This is a genomic window from Spartobacteria bacterium UBA695 (assembly GCA_002298145.1).
Lineage (GTDB): Bacteria > Verrucomicrobiota > Verrucomicrobiia > Chthoniobacterales > Chthoniobacteraceae > UBA695.
This window is the reverse complement of sequence record DBMP01000015.1, coordinates 173,578-194,549: the sequence shown is the minus strand read 5'-3', so window position 1 is coordinate 194,549 and position 20,972 is coordinate 173,578. Positions and strand designations below refer to the sequence as shown.

Here is a 20,972-nt window from a genome sequence, read left to right as displayed (position 1 = left end):
GAAAGCCCCGTGTTGCCTGTTAGGGTCCCCGTTGAATGAAGCCCGCCGCGCTGATTATCGATGACGAAGTGCAGATCCGCCGCCTGCTCCGGGTCGCGCTCGAATCGGCGGGTTATGCCGTCTGCGAGGCCGACCGGGGCCAGCTCGGCCTGGCCGAGGCCGCGTTGCGCCGCCCGGATGTCATCGTGCTCGATCTCGGCCTGCCCGACCTGGACGGCGTGGAAGTCCTCAAGCGCCTGCGCGAATGGAGCGAAACGCCCGTTCTGATCCTCTCCGTGCGCGATGCCGAGGAGCAGAAAATCGCCGCGCTCGATGCCGGGGCCGACGACTACATCACCAAGCCTTTTAGCACCGCCGAGCTGCTCGCTCGCCTGCGCGTGGCCCAGCGCCGCGCACGCCCCGTGGAGGAGGCCTCCGTCTACACCCACGAGGGCCTGCAAGTCGACCTCGCCGCCCGGTGCGTCACCGTGGAAGGGCGGGAAATCCCCCTTACGGCCACCGAATATGCCCTTCTGCGGCTGCTGGTGCGCCATGCGGGCCGGGTCCTGACCCATTCCCAGATGCTCCGCGAAATCTGGGGCCCCAATGCCGAGGAGCACCGACAGTACCTCCGCGTCTACGTCACCCACCTCCGGCGCAAGATCGAACGCGATCCGCAGCACCCCCAGCACATCAAAACCGAGTCCGGTATCGGGTATCGTCTTTTAACCTAAAAGCGGCAATGGATCGGGGCGATCTAACGCAATCTATTGGCCGCGAGTGACTTTTGTCGAGGCGTACCGGATCCATTTGGGTACGCTGCGCCTCTCCGCAAGTCATCTCGGCTCAATATCTTGCGCCATCTCATCCCCTTCCATCACCGTTTTTAGGTTTATCCGGCGAGTAATTCCCGGTGGACAAATTCTTTCTCCTAGTAGATACGTAGGCTATGAAGCTCTCGAACCGAACCGACTATGCCCTTCGGGCCCTGATGACGCTGGTGGAATGCGCCGACAAAGAGCTGGTATCCACCCGCCGCTTGGCCGAGCAGAACGACATTCCCAAAAAGTTCCTGGAGCAGATCCTCGTCGATCTTAAGTCGCGCGGCTGGATCGAAAGCGTGACCGGCAAACACGGCGGCTACCGCTTGGCCAAAGCCTCCGGGGAGATTACCATGGGGGAGGTCATCCGCCATTTCGACGGCAACTTGGCCCCCATCGCCTGCGTCTCGTCTACCAACTACAAATGTTGCAGCCAGGAGCCTGTGTGCAAATTCCGCCGTCTGCTGCTCGACGCGCGAAATTACGTCACGGGCTTGATGGATCGGACCACGCTCGAGGCCGTGTACAAAGCCAAGACTGTGACCAAGGAAGAGGTGTTCAAGGAAGCGTTGATTTACGGGGCAGGGATCTAGGTCCCAAGGCAGGAAAAGCCGGCCCCACTCGGGCAGGTTCAAAAAAAAGAAAGTAAAAAAGTAAAAAAACCCTTGCATTGCTATGCCTACCTAGATAGTAGGTGGATGCATGACGACGGCGCACACTTCTGATACTTTTACTAAAAGCGGCACTAGCCCAACCCCCGAGAGCGCCCTCCGGCGCTCCGCCATCCCCTCTTGGCTGAAACTCATCCAAGACGCGGTGGAAGCCTCCGATTTCGGAACCATCCAAATCAAGGTCCACGGCGGCGAGGTCGTACAGATTGAGACGACCCGCAAAATTCGGGTTCCCTCCCAGGCCCCCCGCAATCCTTCTCATCCGACCGCATCCGCGGAGGTGAATTCGTAAGTCCCAACCACCCACGCGGCAACCTACCGGACCCCCGGCGGTTCCGAGAAAAACAACAAAACCTCGTAAATGAAAACATCCACCTTGCTCGGGACCGCAATCGCGGCAGCCCAGATCCTCGCCCTCCCGTTTGCCACGCTGGCTGGCGATACCTCCAAAGAGGTCACCACGGCTAAGACCACCACCGAAAAAGCGCCGCCCCTTCCGCTCCACACCATTGACGGCGTCGGCGGCGTCGTGATCACGCCAATCGCCTATCTCGTCAACCCTGGCCCCGAAGGGACGATCTGGGGGCTCCCCTCGGCTTCCGTTACGTACGTGAAGGCCAATACGAAGAACGTGGAGAGCGCGGTGATCACCGAGACCTTGTTTGGCCGCTTGGAACTCGGCTATGCCCCGAGCCGCTTCGGCGTGGGTAACCTCGTGGATGACGTCCGGTCCGCCACGAAAGTCACCATCAAAGACGACGTCATTCTCCACAACTTCAACGCCCGCTTCCTGGCGGTGAAAGAAAACAGCTACGATCTCCCGCTGCCCGCCATCACCCTTGAGGCGCAGTACAAATACAACGACGGCATCGGCAAGATTAACGACGAGCTGAAATTCGCCTCCGTCCCCGCCGGTGTGCTCTCCAGCATCGGCTACAAGCGGGATGACGGCGTTGATTTCGTCGCCACTGCCACCAAGGCCTTCCCGAAGGTCTTCTGGCGTCCGCTCATCGTCTCCGTTGGCGTTCGCTTCAGCGAGGCCGAGCAACTCGGCTACCTGGGCTTCGGCGACACCTACAAAGCCACCTTCGAAGGCAACGTCGTCTACCTCATCACCGACCACATCGGTCTTGCTGGGGAATTCCGCGGCAAGGCCGGGCAGTACAATCAGGTTCCCTACAAGGATGGCAAGTTCCTGATCGGCAAGGAAGACAACTGGTGGACCCTCGGCGCGGCCTACATCTTCAACGCGCACGCCTCCGTCACCGTCGGTTACGGCAACTTTGGCCAGCTCCTCAATACCCGCGAGGATAAGGGCATCGCCTTCTCCGCCAAATACGAATTTTAGAGTCCATAGAGGGAAAAAATTCCTCCGGAGGGCTGTTTCTCCCTCCGGAGGAATCTCCCAAAAAACCTAAAAAAAGCACCTTAAAAAAGCCGTGCGCCAAGCACGCCAAATAACCAACCAAACCTTATCTATATGAGCATTCTCTCCTTCCTGGCGTCCTTGGCCCACGGTTTCGATCCGGCTTCAAAAACCAAACAACACAACCAATCCACACCTATGTCGCAACAACATCTCGAAACCCTCGCGCTCCACGCTGGCCAAGTGCCTGATCCCACCACCGGCTCCCGCGCGGTCCCGATCTACGCCACCAGCTCCTACGTCTTCAAAGACTCGGCCCAGGCTGCCAACCGCTTCGCGCTCAAGGAGTTCGGCCAGATCTATTCCCGCCTGACCAACCCCACCAACGACGTGCTCGAAGGCCGCGTGGCGGCTTTGGAAGGCGGTTCCGCCGCCGTCGCCGTCGCCTCGGGCGCCGCGGCGATCACCTACTCGCTTCTGGCCATTACCGGCTTGGGCGACGAGATCGTTTCTGCCGACAACCTTTACGGCGGCACCTACTCGCTCTTCCAGCACACCTTCCCGACCCTCGGACGCACCGTGAAGTTCGTCCCCTCGCAGGACATCGAAGCTTTCCGCAAGGCCATCACGCCCAAAACGCGGGCCATCTACGCCGAGACCGTGGGCAACCCGAAGCTCGACGTGCCGGACTTCGAAGCGCTGGCCAAGATCGCCCATGAAGCGGGTATCCCGCTCGTCATCGACAACACCGTGGGCGTCGGCCTGGTGCAGCCCATCAAGCACGGGGCTGACATCGTGGCGATCTCCGCGACGAAATACCTCGGCGGCCACGGCTCGGCCATCGGCGGTGTGATCGTTGACGGTGGCAACTTCAAGTGGAACAACGGGAAATTCCCCGCCTTCACCGCGCCCACCCCGGCCTACCATGGCCTCGTTTACTGGGACGCCTTTGGCGCCGTGCCCGGCCTGGGCAACATCGCGCTGGCCATCAAAATCCGCGCGGAGCTTCTGCGCGATATCGGCGCCACGCTCAGCCCGTTCTCGGCCTTCCTTTTCCTGCAAGGCATCGAATCCCTGCCGCTGCGCATCGTGCGGCACTCGGAGAACGCCCTCGCCGTTGCCAAGTACCTCAAGAGCCACCCGCTCGTCACCTGGGTCAGCTACCCTGGCTTGGAGGAAGACCCCAACCATGCCAACGCGGCCAAGTACCTCAAGGGCGGCTTCGGCGGCCTGGTCGGCTTCGGCGTCAAGGGCGGCCTCGAGGCGGGCAAGAAATTCATTGATAACGTCAAGCTGCTCTCGCACTTGGCCAACATCGGCGACGCCAAGACGCTCGTCATCCACCCGGCCTCGACCACGCACTCGCAGCTCAGCGAATCCGAACTGGTCGCCACGGGCGTGACGCCGGATTACATCCGCCTCGCCGTGGGTCTGGAGAATGTCGAGGACATCAAGGCCGACATCGACCAGGCGCTCAAGGCTGCCACGGCCTAGCGCGCGCGACGCTTTAGGAGGATAATGGCTGTTTCATAGAGGAGCCATAACGAAGCCCGTTCCCTTTGGGGGGAACGGGCTTCTTGTTTTTATGCGATGGCTGCGAAAAATAACGTGTGGGGGGAGCTTGGACACAGGAGAGCCGCCCAGCCTCAGGCCGCGCGACGCTGCGAACGCAGGGCGGAGCTCCGGCCCGGGGGACGGCGGGAGGCGGAGACATCGCCCAGGATCTGCGCCAGATGCGGCGTGTAGAGGTGCGGCTCCAGCAGGAAGGAGTCGTGCCCCTTGTCGGAGTGGACCGTAATCCACGTCGTCGGCACGTGGGCCGTCTTGAGCAGGCGGGCCAGCTTGTGCTGTTCCTCCACGGGAAACGCCCCGTCGGAATCAATGCTAAAGAGCAGGAAGCGCTGTTCGCGGCAGCGGGAAAAGAGTTCGTCCAGATTTTCCACGCCCGTCTCGGCCAGCAGGTTGAACCATTGCCAGGCGTCGAGAATGCGCAGGTAGGAGTTTGCATCGAAGCGGCTCACGAACTTATGCCCCTGGTGAAGCATGTACGATTCCACGGGGCTGTTCATCGCATACCAGCCGAACGGCGGCGTCTCGCTGACGATCCCCGTGCCCGCGCGAGCTTGGATGGCGTCCAGCGAGATGAAGGTCTTGTGCGCGATGCGCCGGGCCAGGGCCAGGCCGGAGTCGGGCCGGGCGTGCGCGTAGTAGTCGCCGCCGCAGAAGTTGGGGTCCGACTCGATGGCCGTGACCTGTTCGAAATTTAAGATCCGTTGCAGAATCGCCGTCTCTGGCCCCGTGGCGATCGGCACCACCACCTTGGCCCGGCCCGGGTAGTGCGTGGCGAAGCTTAGCGCCAGGAAGCCGCCCAGCGAACTGCCCACCACCGCGTGGAGCTTCTCCACTCCGAGGTGCTTGAGGAGCAGTACCTGCGAATCGACGATATCGCGAATGCGCAGCACCGGAAAGGAGGCCCCCCACGGCTTGCCCGTCTCCGGGTTGATCGAGGCGGGGCCGGTCGAGCCGTAGCAGCCGCCGAGGTAATTGGCGCAGATTACGGCGAACTTCCGGGTGTCGAGCGCCTTGCCGGGCCCGATGAAGCCGTCCCACCAGCCTTCGTGCAGCTCGTCCGTCCAGCGGCCGTCGAGCCCGGGCACGTCGCGGTTGATCCCGGCGGCATGGTGGCTGCCGGTCATCGCGTGAAAGAGGAGGATTACATTGGAGCGGTCGGCGTTGATCTCCCCATAGATCTCGTAGGCGAGGGTAAAGCGCTCCAGCTCCGTCCCACAACGGAGGCGCAACGGGTTCTCCGGGTCACTGTATTCAAAGAACCGCGTTCGGACGGTTCCGACGGAAGAAGAGAGATGCGCCATTGTGACAAATATCGAAGGTGTTACCGACTCGCCTTTTGAATCGAAGTCCATACTCCTACCTGATGGGTGGGCGCACAAGAAAAAAGTGATTTGAGGCTGGTGGCGTTTTGGGGTTGCCGTTACGGGCATAAGCCCAATAGAGTGCCCGCCATCATGAACTCAACCAGCGTCCCGCTCACCGTCCTTTCCGGCTTTCTCGGCTCCGGCAAAACCACCGTGCTCAATCACCTCCTCGATGGTGTGGACCGGCGTCGCGTGGCGGTGATCGAAAACGACCTGGGCGAGACCTCCGTGGAGCATGACCTGGTCTTCCGCACCGACTTGGAGAGCCTGGAAACCATCGAAGGGCGGAGCTGCTGCTCGGCTCGGGAGGAGTTCGTGCGCCTGATGCGCGAGCTGGCCCGCGACCGCGCCAAGTACGACCGCGTGTTCGTGGAAACGACCGGCGTGGCTCATCCCGGGATGATCGCCCACGCCGTCCTGAGCGATCCGGAGCTCAAGGAGGTCTTTGCCCTCGACGGCATTGTGACCGTGGTGGACGCCTGCCATGTGCGCGCGCACCTCAATGACGAGGGCCACGCCAGCGAGCAGATCGCCTACGCTGACGCGCTGATCATCAACAAAACCGACCTCGTGAAGCCCGAGGCCCTGGAGGCCCTGGCCGGGGAACTGCGCGGGATCAACTCAGAGGCGCGGCAATTCACCGCGTGCGAAGGCCGGGTGCCCGTGGAGGAGATCCTTAACCTCGGCGGCTTCGACCTGCGGAAGATCGAAAACGGCATCTCCGGCTGCGCCAGCCTTCACGAGGGAAAGGAGAAGCATAGCTGTGGTGGCGAGGGTGAGGGCGAGCATCGGCATGAAATCCAGTCGGTCTCCATTGCCGTGGAGGGGTGCCTCGACGCGGAGCGCTTCCAGGAGTGGATCGAGCATTTCATTCAGTCCCAGGCCGACAATCTTTTCCGTTCCAAGGGCATCCTGGCGGTGGCGGGGTGCGAATCGCGCCTGATTTTCCAGGGTGTTCACGGCATGTTCCGGCTTACGGTGGGCCAGCCGTGGGGCGATGACGAGCGGCCGGTGACGCGAGCCATTTTCATCGGTCGGGGGCTCGAGCCCGAGCTGATCGGCAAGGGGATCGAGTCGTGCATGGCCTCCTAGGAGGCTAGGGGGGGCTAGGAAGCCGGTTGGTGTGGCAGCAGGGAAGTGCCGAGTTGCAGCCCTGCTTCCTCGCCGTTGGAGTTCGTGGTCCCGATCCAGCGAATGCCGTTGCCGGTGAAGCGAAACCGCGCGGTGTAGGTGGAGGAAAGATTTGCCGTGATGGCCCAGCGCATTTCCGAGGGCCCGGCCAGGGTGGAGGAGAGATCCACGGCCACCTGGGTCAGGTCGCAGCGCCAGCCGGAGTCAGCCAGGTCGGCCCATTGCAGCGTGCCGTCCTCTCGGAAGGCGTAGCAGCTTACTGCCCCGCGGCCGGGGTAGGTATGGATGCGGTGCCGGACGACGACGACGACCAGGGGATGCTGGGTTTCCGAAATCACGCGCCCCACCCAGAGGCGTTCGCCTTCCATGTTGCGGAATAGGGATTGGTAGCGGGCAAACTGCCGCACCCGCCATGCTTTCTCGAAGTTCCCGGGTTTGCTGAGGAGCGCGTCAAAGGCGGAATGCCAGTCCGGGCTGTCGGACGGGAGCCGCTGCCATACCGACTGGAGCAGCTCGGCGGGCGTCCGGGCATCGGTCTTCCGCCAGGGGAGATCGAGTTCGATCCGGTCATTTTCAGCGTCAAGCCGCCATTCCAGGCCCAGCTTGCACCGCACCATGTGGTTGAGAAACTCCCGGGTAGAGCCCTCTTTGTCGGGCGGTTCCCCCCGGACGGCACCCGCCACCGGGGCGGAGTTCATCAGCTCCTCCAGGTCGCGCGGGCAGGAAACTGAGAGGCCTGTTCGCTCCCGGATCAGGTGGACGGCGTCGGGGTAGGATTGGATCGAGAACCAAGCGGGCACCTGTTTCCCCAGGATTCCGGGGCCGACATATTTCGAGCTAATGGCACCAAAGCACAGCCAACCGGCGGTGATGGTGAAGACAGCCCATGCCAAGACGGATAGAAGGCGTTTCGTCATTTTCAGGGGGAATGACGTCGCGAGCCTAACTGCTTCCGGCTGAATATGAAAGCTTATTTTGTCACCCCGGGGAGGGAGGCACCGAGAAAACTATTCCGGCAGAGCTTCGCGTAAATGCCGCCCTGGGCCAGCAGCTCATCGTGCGTGCCGCGCTCCACGATGCGGCCCCGCTCCATGACCAGGATCTGGTCCGCATGGCGCACGGTCGAGAGCCGGTGGGCGATGACGAAGCTCGTCCGGTGCTCCATGAGGCGCTCCAGGGCTTGCTGGATCAAGCGCTCCGTCTCCGTGTCCACACTGGCGGTCGCCTCGTCGAGGATCAGAATGGGCGGGTCTTTTAGCAGCGCCCGGGCGATGGAGACGCGCTGCTTTTCCCCCACGCTGAGCTTCACCCCGCGCTCGCCCACGACGGTCGAGAGCCCCTCGGGCATCCGGTCGATAAAGGCCCGGGCATTGGCCGCCTCCAGCACCCGCAGCATCTCGGCATCGGAGGCCTCCGGGCTGCCCAGGCGCAGGTTATCGCGCACGGTGCCGTTAAAGAGGAAGCTCTCCTGGGTCACCAGGCCCACGGCTTCGCGCAGGAGGTCCTTGGGGATCTCCCGCAGCGGCTCACCGTCCAGGAGGATCTCGCCCGAGTCGAATTCATAAAAACGTGTGAGCAGGTTCACCAGCGTCGATTTCCCCGCCCCCGTGGCCCCGACCAGCGCGACCGTCTCGCCCGGGCGGGCGTGCAGGTTGATGTTGTGGAGCACCGGGCTCTCCTCGGCGTAGGCGAAGCAGACATTCTGGAAGCGTACGTCGCCGCAGAGCCCCTGGGCGGAGGTGCTCTCGGGCCGTTCTTTTCCAGGCGCGGCATCCGAGCCCGCTGCGTTCATTTCCACCGGGGTATCCAGGATCTCAAAGACCCGCTCTGCCGCCGCCCGGCCCGATTGCAGGAGCTGGTTCAAAAAATGGAGCCGCCCCACCGGCTCGTAGAGAAAGCGCGTCAGGATCAGGAACGCCACAAGATCGCCCATCCGGAGCGCGCCCGTCAGCACCGCATGGCCGCCGAAGCCGATGATGAGCGCCATCCCGCAGTTGGAAAAAAAGTCCATCGAGGGCGAGTAGAGCGACCAGGCCCGCATGATCCGCAGCGTTGCCGACTTGAGCTGCCCGCTGACGTGGTTAAAGCGGGCGTGCTCCTCGGGCTCGCGCACGTAGGTCTTAATCTGGCGAATGCCCGCCAGGTTATCGTGCAGCAGCGAGTTCATGGCGCTGGAGGCCTTGCGCTGGAACTGGTAGCGCCCGTGGGCCGTCAGCGTGTAGGCGATCGCTCCGGCCGCCAGGAAGGGCATCGGGGCCAGCGCCAGCAGCGCGAGCTTGGCATTGTAGTAAAAACAGACCACCGAGACCACCCCCACCTGAAGGATCGCCACCACGCCCTGCTCGATGCCGTCAATCAAGACCCGCTCCATCGAGGTCACGTCCTCCAGCAGGCGCGTCATGATGTCGCCTGTAGAACGGTTGTCAAACCACCCCACCGGCAGCCGCTGGATGTGCCCGTAGAGATCGCTGCGGAGGTCGAAGATCACCTTTTGCTCAAACGTATTGTTGAGCCGGATGCGGGCGATATTCGCAATACACTGGACAAAAAACGCCAGCAGCGCTAAGCCAGTAAGCTCAACAAGCCGGTCGCCCCGGCCATGAGCCACGTCGTCAATGGCCCATTGGCTTACCTTGGGAAACACGATGACCATCAAGGTCATCAGCACCGCGCACCCCAACGTCCCCAGGGCGAGGGAGGGGTAGCGCTTCAGGTAAGCGAGCACTCTAAAAATCGTTTTCATAGGGAAATGGTGGTTGAAATTGGAGGAAAATGGGCTAAAATCCCACAAAAATCCGCCAATGTCTCTCGACGCATACAATAGCATCCCTTTTACCGGTACGTACCGGCATGGAGTGGATTCTAAGAACCGGATGACGATTCCGGCGGATTGGCGTTCCGGCGAAGAGGGGCTCCTCTACGTGCGGCTGCACTCCACGGGGACCCATGCCATTGCCATGTCGCCCCGGATGCTGGAGCAGCGCATCGCGGAGCTCGAGACCGCCGAGGGAACCGCGGGCCAGCGCTCCACGTGGGTGCGTCTGTTTGCCTCCAGTGCCCAGCGCTGCTGCGTCGATAAGCAGGGCCGCATGGTCCTCCCCCCCGAGCTATGCCAGAAGGCGGGGCTGAAGGGAGAAGTGCTCCTGCTGGGCGCGATGAAGGAATTTCAACTTTGGAACACCGAGCGGTGGGCTGCTCAGCAGGCCGCCGAGGAAGCGGGCAATCAAGATCTGGCAAACCTGCTAGGCATATGATCGCCCCCAGCGCCGAGTTTTTGGAATCCGCAATCCTCGGGTTGCGGAGGAGGAATGCTTTGAAAGCCGAACACCACCCTTCCGAGGCCGGTTCCGAGGCCGTGCGATATCACGAGCCCGTCTTGCTTGACCAGACGGTCTCCCTGCTTGCGCCCGCGCCCGGCAAGCTCTTCCTGGACGGCACGCTCGGCGGAGGCGGCCATACGGAAGCCTTTCTGGAGGCCGGGGCGCGCGTCATCGGCATCGACCAGGACCCGCAGGCCCTGGAATTCGCAGGGCGGCGCCTGGCGCGTTTCGGCGACCGGTTTACCCCCGTGCGGGCTAATTTCGAAATGGCCGGGGCCGTGCTGGAGGAACTGCGCATTGGCGGCATCGACGGCGCGCTTCTGGATATCGGCGTCTCCTCCTGGCAGCTCGACACCCCCGGGCGCGGCTTCAGCTTTCAGGCCGAGGGCCCGCTGGATATGCGGATGAACCCCCAGGGGCCCGTCACCGCAGCCGACATCGTCAACACCGCCTCCGAAGAGGAGTTGATCCGGATTTTCCGCGAATACGGCGAGGAGAACGCCGCCCGCCGCATCGCGAAGCAAATTCTTAAAGAACGCGCCTCGGCCCTGTTCGCCACCACTCTCGACCTTGCCCGGTGCGTGGAAAAGGTGAACCCGCGCCGGGGCCGCGTCCACCCCGCCACCAAAGTCTTCCAGGCCCTGCGCATCGCCGTCAACCGCGAGCTGGACGTCCTGGTGGCCGCGCTCAGCGGCATCTCCGCCCTGCTCAACCCCGGCGGGCGCTTCGGGGTCATCAGCTTCCATAGTCTGGAAGACCGCATCGTAAAGAACTACTTCCGCGCCCGGTCCACCCCGTGGATCGACCGGCCCGAGTGGCCCGCCCCGCGAGCCAACCCTGACTTTCAATTCCGCCTCCTCACCGGCAAGCCCGCCGTGGCCGCCGAGGAGGAAGCCAACCGCAACCCGCGCTCCCGTAGCGCCAAACTTCGCGTTGTCGAAAAACTCTCTCATGTCTAATAACCGCCGCCGTCGTCTTGAAAATAACGTTCCCGTCGGGGCCTTTTCGCCGTGGCTCATCGTCGCGGCCATCGCCGTCCTCGGCGGCCTGACCCGCGTTTATTACAAAAACCAGATCGTCCACCGGGGCGAAAACATCGGCCGGATGGAGAAAGAGCTCAGCGAGCTCAACCGGAAGAACGACGCCCTGCGCAGCCGCATCGCGCAGCTCACCACCTACTCCGCCCTCCAGAAGTGCTTCAACGACGGGACCATCAAGATGATCAAGATCGCCCCCACCAGCGTCGTGCATCTGGATTACCCGCGCGCCACCCGCAACGTCGCCAGCGTGGCCAACGCCACCGACATCCGCGCCGTCGCCAACGAGGGAGGTGCCCGCCCGTGAACCACATGGCCAGAGTACGCGCAATTCTTGCCTGCTTTGGCTTGATGTGCTGTTTTACGGGCTTTTCGGCCCGCCTGGTCTACCTCCAGGTCGATCAGCACGACAAATACGAGCGCCTTGCCGCCGAGAAACACGTCTGGAAAGAGCCGATCATCGCCGCCCGGGGGGAGATCCGCGACATCACTGGCGAACTCTTGGCCGACAACGAGCCGCTCAACACCCTCATCGCCGATCCCAGCCTCTTTAGCTCCGCCAAACTGGAGCCCGGGGACATCGCCGACCTGCTCGCCGGGCCGCTCAAGACCGATAAGGCCAAGCTGCTGAAAAAATTCGACACCAACCGCAAGTACGTCGTCTTGAAGAAATCCCTTACCGAAGCCGACACCGCTGCCCTCCAGCAGCGGTTTGCCGATTTTCGCGCCCGCACGGGCAAGCCGGTCAGGGGGCTCTTCTTCGAGCCCGATACCCGGCGCGTCTACCCAAACAACACCTCGCTTTGCCACGTGCTCGGCTTCATGGGGCAGAAAACCACCGAGACCGCCGGGGTGCAGGAGACCGAGCGCATGGGCGTGGAGGGCGTCGAGCGCTCCATGGATAAGTGGCTGCGTGGCTACGACGGCTTTCGCTACATCGAGCGCGACCGCACCGGCAAAGAGATCGTCCCCTACCGCGGCCAGGAACGCAGCGCGCGGGACGGCTACAACGTCCGGCTCACCGTGGATATGCGAATCCAGCATATCGTCGAAACGGAACTGGACGCTCTCTTTAAGCAGTACCGCCCGGAATTCTGCACCGCGATTGTCATGGAGCCGAAGACCGGCCGCATCCTGGCCATGGCCAACAGCCCCGCTTTCGACCCCAACGAACTGAGCCGCGGTCCGGAAAAGACCGACAAGAACGACAAAAAAAGCAAGGCGCCCGAGATCAAGCCCGAGGCGATGAAGAACTGCGCCGTCATCAACATCGTCGAGCCGGGGAGCGTCTTTAAAATTGTCCCAGTTTCCGCCGCGCTCAACGACAAGCTCGTTTCGCTCGACACCATGGTCGGCCTGGAGCAGGGGAGGTGGCTCTACGGGGGCAAGATCCTCAAGGACCACGGGCACGGCGACCACCCGGATTTGAGCGTTTTCGACTGCGTGGTCAAGTCGAGCAACATCGGAGCCGCCAAGCTGGGTCTCAAGCTTGGCGAGCAGCGTTTTTACGAGTACGTGCGCGCCTTCGGCTTCGGCGAGCGCACCGGCATCAACCTGCCCGGCGAAGTCTCCGGCATCGTTCACTCGCCCAAAAGCGCGGGCTGGAACGTGCTGACCATCACCCGCATGCCGATGGGGCAGGGCGTTTCCGTGACCCCCATCCAGATGGTCGCCGCCATGAGCGCCATTGCCAACGGCGGCCAGCTCATGATGCCGCAGATCGTTGATTCCGTCATCGACCAGGAGGGCAAAGCAGTCGTCGATTTTCACCCCATGGCCGTCCGGCGCGTCGTCAGCGAAGACGCAGCGGCCAAGCTGCGCAGCGCCTTGAAGGAGGTCGTCAGCAAGCGCGGCACCGCCTTTGCCGCCACCATCCCTGGCTACTCCTGCGGCGGCAAAACCGGCACCGCCAACATCGCCAAGCCCAACGGCGGAGGCTACTACGACAACCGCTACACCACCTCGTTTGTCGGCTTCTTCCCGGCCGATAACCCGCAGCTCGTTTGCCTCGTCATGGCCTGCGACCCCAAGGCCCCGGAAAACCTTACCTATGGCGGCACCGTCGCCGGTCCCTCTTTCTCGCGGATCGGCGAACAGACCGCCCGCTACCTTAACATCCCGCCCGACATGCCCATCCCGGTCCAGCCGGGAACGAAGGTCGCCACCTCGGGCCACTAATCAAACCAGAATGCAACTGAAATCTCTTCTTACCAAAATCCCCGCCGTGCTGACTGTGGGCCCGACGGACCGGGAAATTACGTCGATTTGTTACGACTCCCGCCGCGTCCAGAAAGGCAGCCTTTTTGTCGCCATTCCCGGCGAAAAAGTTGACGGCAACAGCTTCATCGAAGCCGCCATCGACAAGGGGGCCGTCGCCGTCGTCACCGAGCGCGAACAGGTCCAGCCGCGCGCCACGCTCATCGTCGTCCCCAGCGCGCGGGCGGCCCTCGCCGACCTCGGCAGCGAATACTACGGGCGGCCTTCCCTCGGCCTGAAAGTTGCGGGTATCACCGGCACCAACGGCAAGACCACCACGGCCTTCCTGATCAAGCACCTCTGCGACGCCGTGCAGCAGCGGGCGGGCTTGATCGGCACCATCCGCTACGAAATCGGCGAGCGCATTCTGCCCGCTCCGCGCACCACGCCCGAGTCGCTCGACTTGCAGGAGATCCTCTTCCAGATCCGCTCCGCGGGCTGTCGCGCCGCCGCCATGGAGGTCTCCTCCCACGCCTTGGAGCTGGGCCGCACGCGGGGCGTTGAGTTCGATGCCGCCATCTTTACCAACCTGACCCAGGATCACCTCGACTACCACAAGACCATGGAGGCCTACTTCGAGGCCAAGTGGAAACTCTTCGCCTCCCTCGCCGGGCAGCAGCACAAGGCGGGTAAAGCCGTCGTCAACATCGACGACCGCTGGGGCCAGCGCCTCATCTCTCGGCTCACCAAGGAATACCCGAACCTGCCGCTCATCACCTACGGCATGAACGCCCGGGCCGACTTCCGCGCCGGAGCCGTTCGCACCGACCTCCACGGCTCCCAGTACCAGCTCGACGCCCAGGGAAAAACCTACCTCGTGCGCCTTCCCTTGATCGGGGCCTTTAACGTCTACAACTCCCTTGCCGCTCTCGCCGGTGCGGCCGCCATCGGCGTCGATCTGCGCACCGCCGTCCGCGCGCTGGCCGATGCCCCGAGCGTCCCGGGCCGCCTCCAGCCCGTGCCTGTCAAGCGCCAGTTCCGCGTCTTTGTCGACTACGCCCACACCGACGACGCCCTCCAGAACGTCATGAAAACCTTGCGCGACCTCGGGCCCCGGCGGCTCATCGTCGTCTTCGGCTGCGGCGGCAACCGCGACAAAGCCAAGCGCCCGCTCATGGCCGCCGCCGTCGAGAGCCATGCCGACTGGGCCATCGTCACCTCCGACAACCCGCGCAAGGAAAACCCCGCCGACATCATCGCCGAGGTCCAGACCGGCTTCCGGAACAAGGCCCACGAAGCCATCGAAGACCGCAAAGAAGCCATCTTCCGCGCCATCGCCCTCGCCGGTCCCCGCGACATCGTTCTAATTGCCGGGAAGGGGCACGAAACCACGCAGGAATTTGCCGACCACACCATCCCCTTCGACGACCTCTCCATTGCGCGCCAGGCTGTCGAAGCCAAGCCGGTGGATATGGAAGCCTAGGCCCACAGCAGCGAACCTTTATCCCAAAACTCCCTCACATGAACCCACCCAACCCTGATTCGCTTCCCAGCGCCAACGCCGATACCCGGCGCTTGGAGCTTAACCGCCGGGTGCGCGGCGTCCGGTTTGCCCGGATGCACTACCGCCTGGCTGCCTCCGAGCCGTTCGTGAGGCGCGAAGAAGTTTTGCGGCGTGCTTTTGCGTTTCGCTGCTCGTGACCTAAAAAAACCCTTCGTGGACGCTACTTCACTCCAACTCATTTCCCAATGGGCCAACGGCACCCTCGCCGGGGGCGACCCCGCGCGCACCGTCACGCGGGTTTGCACCGATTCCCGGCAACTTCGGCCGGGCGACCTCTTTATTGCCCTGCGGGGCGATGCATTTGACGGGCATCAATTCGTTGACGCCGCTGCCCAGGGAGGAGCCGTCGCGGCGTTGGTCGATAGCGCCTACACCGGCGAGCCCGAGCCCGGCTTCACGCTGATCCGCGTGGCCGATACGCTCAAGGCCCTGCAAGACATCGCCGCCGCCTACCGGGCCTCCCTGCCCATGCGCGTCATCGCGCTCACCGGCAGCAGCGGCAAAACCAGCACCAAGGATTTTCTCGCCGCCGTCCTCGGGCGCACCTTCCGCGTGCTAAAGACCGAGGGCAACTTCAACAACCACATTGGCGTCCCGCTCACGCTCCTCGGCGCGGGCGTGGAGCACGAGATCGGCATCGTCGAGTTGGGGATGAACCACCCGGGCGAGATCGCTCCCCTGGCCGCCATGGCCGCGCCCGAGAGCGGCGTCATCACCAACATCGGCACCGCGCACATTGAATTTCTCGGCAGCCGCGAAGGCATCGCGGAGGAAAAGGGCCGCCTGGCGGAGGTCCTGCCGCCCAACGGTTTCCTCGTCCTCAAGGCCGATGATGATTTTTCCACCTTCATCGCCCATCGTAGCCCCGCCCGCGTCGTTACCGCCGGGATCGGGCTGGGCGATTTCAGCGCGCAAGTCCTCGAAACCGGCATCTCCGGCAGCCGCTTCATCGTGCGCGGCAAGGGCGAGGAGACCAAAGTTTCCCTGCCCGTGCCCGGCCTGCACATGATCGAGAACGCGCTCTTGGCCCTTGCCGCGGGCTCCTGCCACGGCATCCCCCTCTCCGAAGGGGCGCTCGGCCTGGCCGAGAGCCAGCTCACCCACGGCCGCCTGCAGCAAAAGAAGCTCGGCGGCATCGATTTCCTCGACGACACCTACAACGCCAACCCCGATTCCATGCGGGCCGCCTTGCGCACCCTTGCCGTCCTCCCCGTGACGGGCCGCCGCATTGCCGTCCTGGGCCGGATGGGCGAGCTGGGGGGGCAGTCCGAGCGCGGCCACCGCTCCGTTGGGGCCGAGGCCGCCGCCGCCCGCGTCGATCTGCTCCTCGCCGTCGGGGGGGCCGAGGCCGGGTTTTTGGCCCAAGCCGCGCAAGCCGCCGGGCTCAAGGAAATCCGCCACCTGCCCGATACCGCCGCCGCCGCCGCCCTCCTGGCCGAGACCGTCCGCCCCGGGGACCTCGTCCTCGTCAAAGGCAGCCGGTCCGCCCGGATGGAACGCATTTTCGAACATCCCGCCTTTCAAACCACCACCGCCGAAGCCTAAAACTTACCTGTGTTTTATTACATCCACGACTGGCTGAGACAAATCGACGGAACGAACGTCTTTCGTTACATTTCGTTCCGCGCGATCGGCTCCGCCATGACCTCGTTCCTGCTTTGCCTGCTCTTCGGCAACTGGGTCATTCGGAAGTTGATCGGCCTGAAAATCGGCCAGCCCATCCGCACCAAGGAAGAAGTGCACAAGCTCGCCGAGCTCCACGGCGGCAAACGCGGCACCCCCACCATGGGCGGCGTCTTGATCATCGGCTCCGTCGCTGTCTCCACGTTCCTCTGGGCGCGGATCGACAACCCCTTCATCTGGCTCGCCCTGGGCTCCATGCTCTGGCTGGGCCTTGTCGGTTTCCTGGATGATTACCTGAAAGTCACCAAGAAGAAATCCGACGGCCTCCCGGGCAAAGCCAAGCTGGTTTGCCAGTTCGCCCTGGCGGCGTTCGTCACCGCCTTTTTCCTGCTGAACCCGTCGCTGGAGATCCAGGCGCGTGAACTTTTCGTGCCGTTCTACAAAGACGCCCTGGTGCTCAATCTCGGCGGGGCCACCTTCTTCTTCTTCGCGCTGGTCATTGTCGGCTCCTCCAACGCCGTCAACCTGACCGACGGCCTGGACGGTCTCGCCGCCGGGTGCTCGTGCATCGCGGCCTTTGCCTACGCGCTGCTGGCCTACGCCGCGGGTAATGTCAAAATTGCCGCCTACCTCGGCATTCCCTTTTACGCCCAGGCGGGCGAGCTGACCGTGCTTTGCATGGCGCTCGTTGGCGCGGGGCTCGGATTTCTCTGGTTCAACGCCTACCCGGCGCGCGTCTTCATGGGCGATACCGGCTCGCTCGCCATCGGTGGCGTGCTGGGGGTCGTGGCCATTTGCACAAAACAAGAATTGCTCTTACTCGTCGTGGGCGGCATTTTTGTCATCGAGGCACTTTCGGTTATTTTGCAGGTCGCCAGCTTTAAGCTCACCGGCAAGCGGATATTCCGCATGTCGCCCATCCACCACCACTTTGAACTGCTGGGCTGGAAGGAAAACACGGTGATTGTCCGCTTTTGGATCATCGCCCTCATGTTCGCCTTCCTCGGCCTGGCTACGTTGAAGCTTCGCTAGAAAGAAAAATAGATTTCCTGATGAATTCCCAATACGCCAACCAACCCATCGCAGTCCTCGGTCTGGGCACCAGCGGTGGGGCTGCCGCGCGCCGACTCCTCGAAGAAGGGGCCTGCGTGACGGTGTTGGACAGTGGCGACTCTGATGCGCTGCGTGCGTCAGCCGAGGCCCTGCGTGCCGACGGCGCCCGCGTGCTCCTTGGCGCGGCGGCCGATGCCGATACCACCGCCTACGCGCTGGCCGTGCTGAGCCCCGGCATCGACCCCGCCACGGCGCTCGTGCGCGGCATCCGAGCGCGCCCGGTCCCGATCATCGGCGAGCTGGAATTCTCCTACTCCATTTGCGAGTGCCCCGTCATCGCGATCACCGGCACCAACGGCAAGACCACTACCACCCAGTTGGTCGAGCGGATGCTCAACGCCTGCGGCGTCAAAACGCTCGCCGCCGGGAACATCGGGCCCGCCTTCGCCGCCCGCGTGCGCGAGAGCAAGCACCTGGATGTCATGACCCTGGAGGTCAGCTCCTTCCAACTGGAGACTATTACCACCTTCCGGCCCACGATCAGCGTCTGGCTCAACTTCCAGGCCGACCACCTCGACCGCTACCCCGGTATGCGGGAGTATTACGATGCCAAGGTGCGCGTCTTCGAGAACCAGACCGCCGACGACTGGGCCATCGTCAAGCTGGAGGACGAGCTGCCCCCCATCAAAGCCCGCAAAATCACCTTCAGCGCCTACACCTCGGGGGGAGACCTCGAACTGCGCGACGGCGTCATCCATTTCCACGGCAACCCCGTGCTCCGCATGGCCGACACCCAGCTGCGCGGTCTGCACAATGCCGAGAACCTCATGGCCGCCCTGGCCGTCGGAGCTGTGCGCGGCCTTGACTTTGCTGCCATGACCGAGGCGCTGCGCACCTACCAGGCGCTGCCGCACCGCTGCGAATTCATCGCCTCGGTCGAGGGCGTCGATTACGTCAACGACTCCAAGGCCACCAACTTGGACGCGCTCGAAAAAGCCCTCCTCTCCGAGTCCCGCCGCGTGGTCTTGATCGCGGGCGGCAAGGACAAGGGCTTTGAGTTTGATTCGCTTACCGAGCTGGTCGCTGCCAAGTCCCGTGCCGTCGTGCTGATCGGCGAAATGGCCGGGCGCATTGAGAACTTCTGGTCCTCGCGCGTGCCGTGCTACCGCGCCGCCTCGCTCGCCCAGGCCGTAGCGCTCGCCCGCGCCCAGGCCCTTCCCGGTGACGTTGTCCTCTTTTCCCCCGGAACATCGTCATTCGATATGTTCAAAAGTTACGCCGATCGGGGCAACCAATTCCGTGGCCTCGTTACGGCACTGCTTTCTCCTGCGTTATGAGTCTCTTTAATTCCCTAGCTCCAAGACCCAGGCCCACCGCCCGCCAAAAACTGCGTGCCGCCGTCGCCCGCCGCGCCGCCCGCGCCCCTTCCATCGAAGATGAGGAGGAGCCGACTACCAGCTTCAAGACCGCGCTCGTCGTCGTCGTCCTGCTGCACCTCGTCGCCGCCGGTGGCGTGTACATGTTTGACTCGATCAAGACCCATCGCCCGAGCCTCGCGGAGACGAGCGCCCCGGTTTCCGCCAAATCCAAGAAAGCCGCCGCGTCCGAGGCCGCCGCCTCTGGCAATGCCGCGTCCGTGGCCGCCGCCGCCCAGGGGGCGACCAATTCCGGAGCCAGCGCGACCACCGCCACCGCTGCTACCGCCGCCGCGCGCCCGAAAGCCAGCGCAGCCCCCGCCTCCACGCCCGCCGCCGAGGTCAAAAAGCCCGCCGCTACCGCCGCCGCAACGCCCGCCGTTGATCTGAAAGACTCCGGCCAGAGCTACACCGTCGCCAAGGGCGATACGCTCGTCACCATTTCCAAAAAGCTCCACGTCGTCTACGACGACCTCTGCAAGCTCAACAAGATCGAAGATCCGAAAAAGCTCCGGATCGGGCAGAAACTTCGCGTTCCCGCCAAGCCGCCGCGCACCGCTTCCAACTAGGAGGGTTCGCCGTGTTCCCGCATGAAATTCGCCGCCCTGAGCCTGTTGCTTTCCGTTACCACGATGGTGGTGATCGGGATCATCATGCTCTTTAGCACCGGTTCGTTTAGCCGCGACGCCTACAAAGTCGTCAAGGTGGCCCCCAAGACCGAGGCCGCCGCCAAAGCCGCCCCGTCCGCCGCCGCGAAGGATAGCGCCAAGCAAGCCGATGACGACGACGAACCCGAGCAGTTCGGCCCCGTCCAAAAACAGATCGTCTGGGACCCCGCGAGCCTCGTCCGGCGACAGGCCATGTGGCTTTGCATCGGCATCGTCTTAAGCGTCGTCGCCACGCTGACGCCGTATCACTTCTGGCAAAAAACCTGGCCCATTTGGTTCGGAGTGGCCATCGTCCTCTTGCTCCTCTGCTTCGGCTTCCCGAAGATCAACGGCTCGCATCGCTGGATCCGCTTTGGCCCTTTGTCCTTCCAGCCTTCGGAGGTCGGCAAAATCGCCGCCATCACCTTCCTCGCGGCCTGGTTTCACAAGTACGAAGCCGAAGTGCGCAGCCTGCGCAAAGGGATCATCTATCCGCTGGCCATCGTCGGGGTGATCCTGGCCTTGATCGCCCCCGAGGTCGACCTCGGCACCACCACCATCATCTTTGGCACCGCGTTCGTGATGATCTTCGTGGCCGGGGCCAAAATGCGCTACCTCCTGCCGCTGCCCGTCGTGGCCATCAGCGGCATCCTCTACGTTGCCATCCACATTCCCGAGCGCCTCAAGCGCCTCGGCGCCTTCTTGGACCTGGAGAAATTTAAGGACGCTGGGGGCTACCAGCAGTGGATGGGCCTCATCGCGCTCGGCAGCGGCGGCGTTAACGGCCTGGGCCTCGGCATGGGGCGGCAGAAATTCAGCTTCCTGCCCGAGGCGCATACGGACTTCATTTTTCCCACCATCGGGGAAGAGCTTGGGCTCGTTTGCACGCTGCTCATCGTTTTCTGTTATGTGGTCATGATCATTTCCGGCATCGCCATTTCCCTCAACGCCCGGGACCGCTTCGGGATGTTGCTCGGCGTGGGGATCACCGTCATCCTGGCCCTGCAGGCCGCGATGAACATCGGCGTGACCACCGCGCTCCTGCCCAACAAAGGCATCCCGTTGCCGTTCATCAGCTACGGCGGCTCGAACCTCCTCTTTTGTTTGCTCGGCGTCGGCATCCTGCTCAACATCTACCGGAACGGCGGGCCGGAAAAAACCGTTCGGGCCGTGACCAAGCCGCGCCCGATCATGACCCCGCGCATCTGATTTT

At 63.3% G+C, this 20,972-nt stretch carries 20 protein-coding genes; 17 read left to right on the top strand and 3 right to left on the bottom strand.

What is annotated here, in order from left to right:
• Positions 1-35: 35 nt before the first annotated feature.
• The 5 genes from B2828_RS09790 to B2828_RS09770 all read left to right on the top strand — a co-directional run bounded on the left by B2828_RS09790 (position 36) and on the right by B2828_RS09770 (position 4,331).
• Positions 36-713 (top strand): response regulator, encoded by a 678-nt coding sequence (locus B2828_RS09790; RefSeq protein ID WP_479633545.1) that lies wholly within the window; start codon positions 36-38, stop codon positions 711-713.
• Between the two features lie 215 nt (positions 714-928).
• Entirely contained in the window at positions 929-1,393 is a 465-nt protein-coding gene (locus B2828_RS09785; RefSeq protein WP_479633544.1) for an RrF2 family transcriptional regulator, read from the top strand.
• Positions 1,394-1,502: 109 nt separating this feature from the next.
• Complete coding sequence (locus B2828_RS09780; RefSeq protein ID WP_479633543.1) at positions 1,503-1,763, top strand: YezD family protein; 261 nt, start codon at positions 1,503-1,505, stop codon at positions 1,761-1,763.
• 69 nt (positions 1,764-1,832) lie between these two features.
• A complete protein-coding gene (locus B2828_RS09775; RefSeq protein WP_479633542.1) occupies positions 1,833-2,819 on the top strand; it encodes a DUF3034 family protein in 987 nt (328 codons plus the stop codon).
• Between the two features lie 216 nt (positions 2,820-3,035).
• Positions 3,036-4,331 carry an O-acetylhomoserine aminocarboxypropyltransferase/cysteine synthase family protein gene (locus B2828_RS09770; RefSeq protein WP_479633541.1) on the top strand — a complete coding sequence of 432 codons (1,296 nt, stop codon included), beginning with the start codon at positions 3,036-3,038 and terminating at the stop codon, positions 4,329-4,331.
• Positions 4,332-4,483: 152 nt separating this feature from the next.
• Here B2828_RS09770 and metX read toward each other — a convergent pair whose 3' ends face one another.
• Positions 4,484-5,761, bottom strand: a complete 1,278-nt coding sequence (gene metX / locus B2828_RS09765; protein ID WP_479633540.1) for a homoserine O-acetyltransferase MetX — start codon at positions 5,759-5,761, stop codon at positions 4,484-4,486.
• Positions 5,762-5,863: 102 nt separating this feature from the next.
• Here metX and B2828_RS09760 point away from each other — a divergent pair, with 102 nt between their 5' ends.
• The gene (locus B2828_RS09760) at positions 5,864-6,865 is read left to right on the top strand and encodes a CobW family GTP-binding protein (protein ID WP_479633539.1); all 1,002 of its coding nucleotides are present in this window, start codon (positions 5,864-5,866) and stop codon (positions 6,863-6,865) included.
• A gap of 14 nt (positions 6,866-6,879) precedes the next feature.
• Here B2828_RS09760 and B2828_RS09755 read toward each other — a convergent pair whose 3' ends face one another.
• A complete protein-coding gene (locus B2828_RS09755) occupies positions 6,880-7,821 on the bottom strand; it encodes a hypothetical protein (RefSeq protein WP_479633538.1) in 942 nt (313 codons plus the stop codon).
• A gap of 53 nt (positions 7,822-7,874) precedes the next feature.
• A complete protein-coding gene (locus tag B2828_RS09750) occupies positions 7,875-9,647 on the bottom strand; it encodes an ABC transporter ATP-binding protein (protein WP_479633537.1) in 1,773 nt (590 codons plus the stop codon).
• 58 nt (positions 9,648-9,705) lie between these two features.
• Between B2828_RS09750 and B2828_RS09745 the strand changes: the two genes are divergently transcribed.
• The 11 genes from B2828_RS09745 (at position 9,706) to B2828_RS09695 (ending at position 20,968) form a co-directional block, all read left to right on the top strand.
• A complete protein-coding gene (locus B2828_RS09745) occupies positions 9,706-10,158 on the top strand; it encodes a division/cell wall cluster transcriptional repressor MraZ (RefSeq protein ID WP_479633536.1) in 453 nt (150 codons plus the stop codon).
• A gap of 101 nt (positions 10,159-10,259) precedes the next feature.
• Positions 10,260-11,183 carry a 16S rRNA (cytosine(1402)-N(4))-methyltransferase RsmH gene (rsmH, locus tag B2828_RS09740; protein WP_479633693.1) on the top strand — a complete coding sequence of 308 codons (924 nt, stop codon included), beginning with the start codon at positions 10,260-10,262 and terminating at the stop codon, positions 11,181-11,183.
• Positions 11,176-11,568 (top strand): hypothetical protein, encoded by a 393-nt coding sequence (locus tag B2828_RS09735; protein ID WP_479633535.1) that lies wholly within the window; start codon positions 11,176-11,178, stop codon positions 11,566-11,568. The genes rsmH and B2828_RS09735 overlap by 8 nt, the downstream gene beginning before the upstream one ends.
• Before the next feature lie 5 nt (positions 11,569-11,573).
• Positions 11,574-13,439: a peptidoglycan D,D-transpeptidase FtsI family protein gene (locus B2828_RS09730; RefSeq protein WP_479633534.1), complete on the top strand. Its 1,866-nt coding sequence runs from the start codon at positions 11,574-11,576 to the stop codon at positions 13,437-13,439.
• A gap of 10 nt (positions 13,440-13,449) precedes the next feature.
• Entirely contained in the window at positions 13,450-14,940 is a 1,491-nt protein-coding gene (locus tag B2828_RS09725; RefSeq protein WP_479633533.1) for a UDP-N-acetylmuramoyl-L-alanyl-D-glutamate--2,6-diaminopimelate ligase, read from the top strand.
• Between the two features lie 38 nt (positions 14,941-14,978).
• Positions 14,979-15,158, top strand: coding sequence for a hypothetical protein (locus B2828_RS09720; protein ID WP_479633532.1), 180 nt, complete (start codon positions 14,979-14,981; stop codon positions 15,156-15,158).
• A 16-nt stretch (positions 15,159-15,174) separates the two neighbouring features.
• A complete protein-coding gene (locus tag B2828_RS09715) occupies positions 15,175-16,566 on the top strand; it encodes a UDP-N-acetylmuramoyl-tripeptide--D-alanyl-D-alanine ligase (RefSeq protein ID WP_479633531.1) in 1,392 nt (463 codons plus the stop codon).
• A gap of 9 nt (positions 16,567-16,575) precedes the next feature.
• The gene (mraY, locus tag B2828_RS09710; protein ID WP_479633530.1) at positions 16,576-17,676 is read left to right on the top strand and encodes a phospho-N-acetylmuramoyl-pentapeptide-transferase; all 1,101 of its coding nucleotides are present in this window, start codon (positions 16,576-16,578) and stop codon (positions 17,674-17,676) included.
• 20 nt (positions 17,677-17,696) lie between these two features.
• The gene (gene murD / locus B2828_RS09705) at positions 17,697-19,034 is read left to right on the top strand and encodes a UDP-N-acetylmuramoyl-L-alanine--D-glutamate ligase (protein ID WP_479633529.1); all 1,338 of its coding nucleotides are present in this window, start codon (positions 17,697-17,699) and stop codon (positions 19,032-19,034) included.
• Positions 19,031-19,681 carry a LysM peptidoglycan-binding domain-containing protein gene (locus tag B2828_RS09700; protein ID WP_479633528.1) on the top strand — a complete coding sequence of 217 codons (651 nt, stop codon included), beginning with the start codon at positions 19,031-19,033 and terminating at the stop codon, positions 19,679-19,681. Before murD ends, B2828_RS09700 begins: the two co-directional genes overlap by 4 nt.
• Before the next feature lie 21 nt (positions 19,682-19,702).
• Entirely contained in the window at positions 19,703-20,968 is a 1,266-nt protein-coding gene (locus B2828_RS09695; protein ID WP_479633527.1) for an FtsW/RodA/SpoVE family cell cycle protein, read from the top strand.
• Positions 20,969-20,972: the final 4 nt, after the last annotated feature.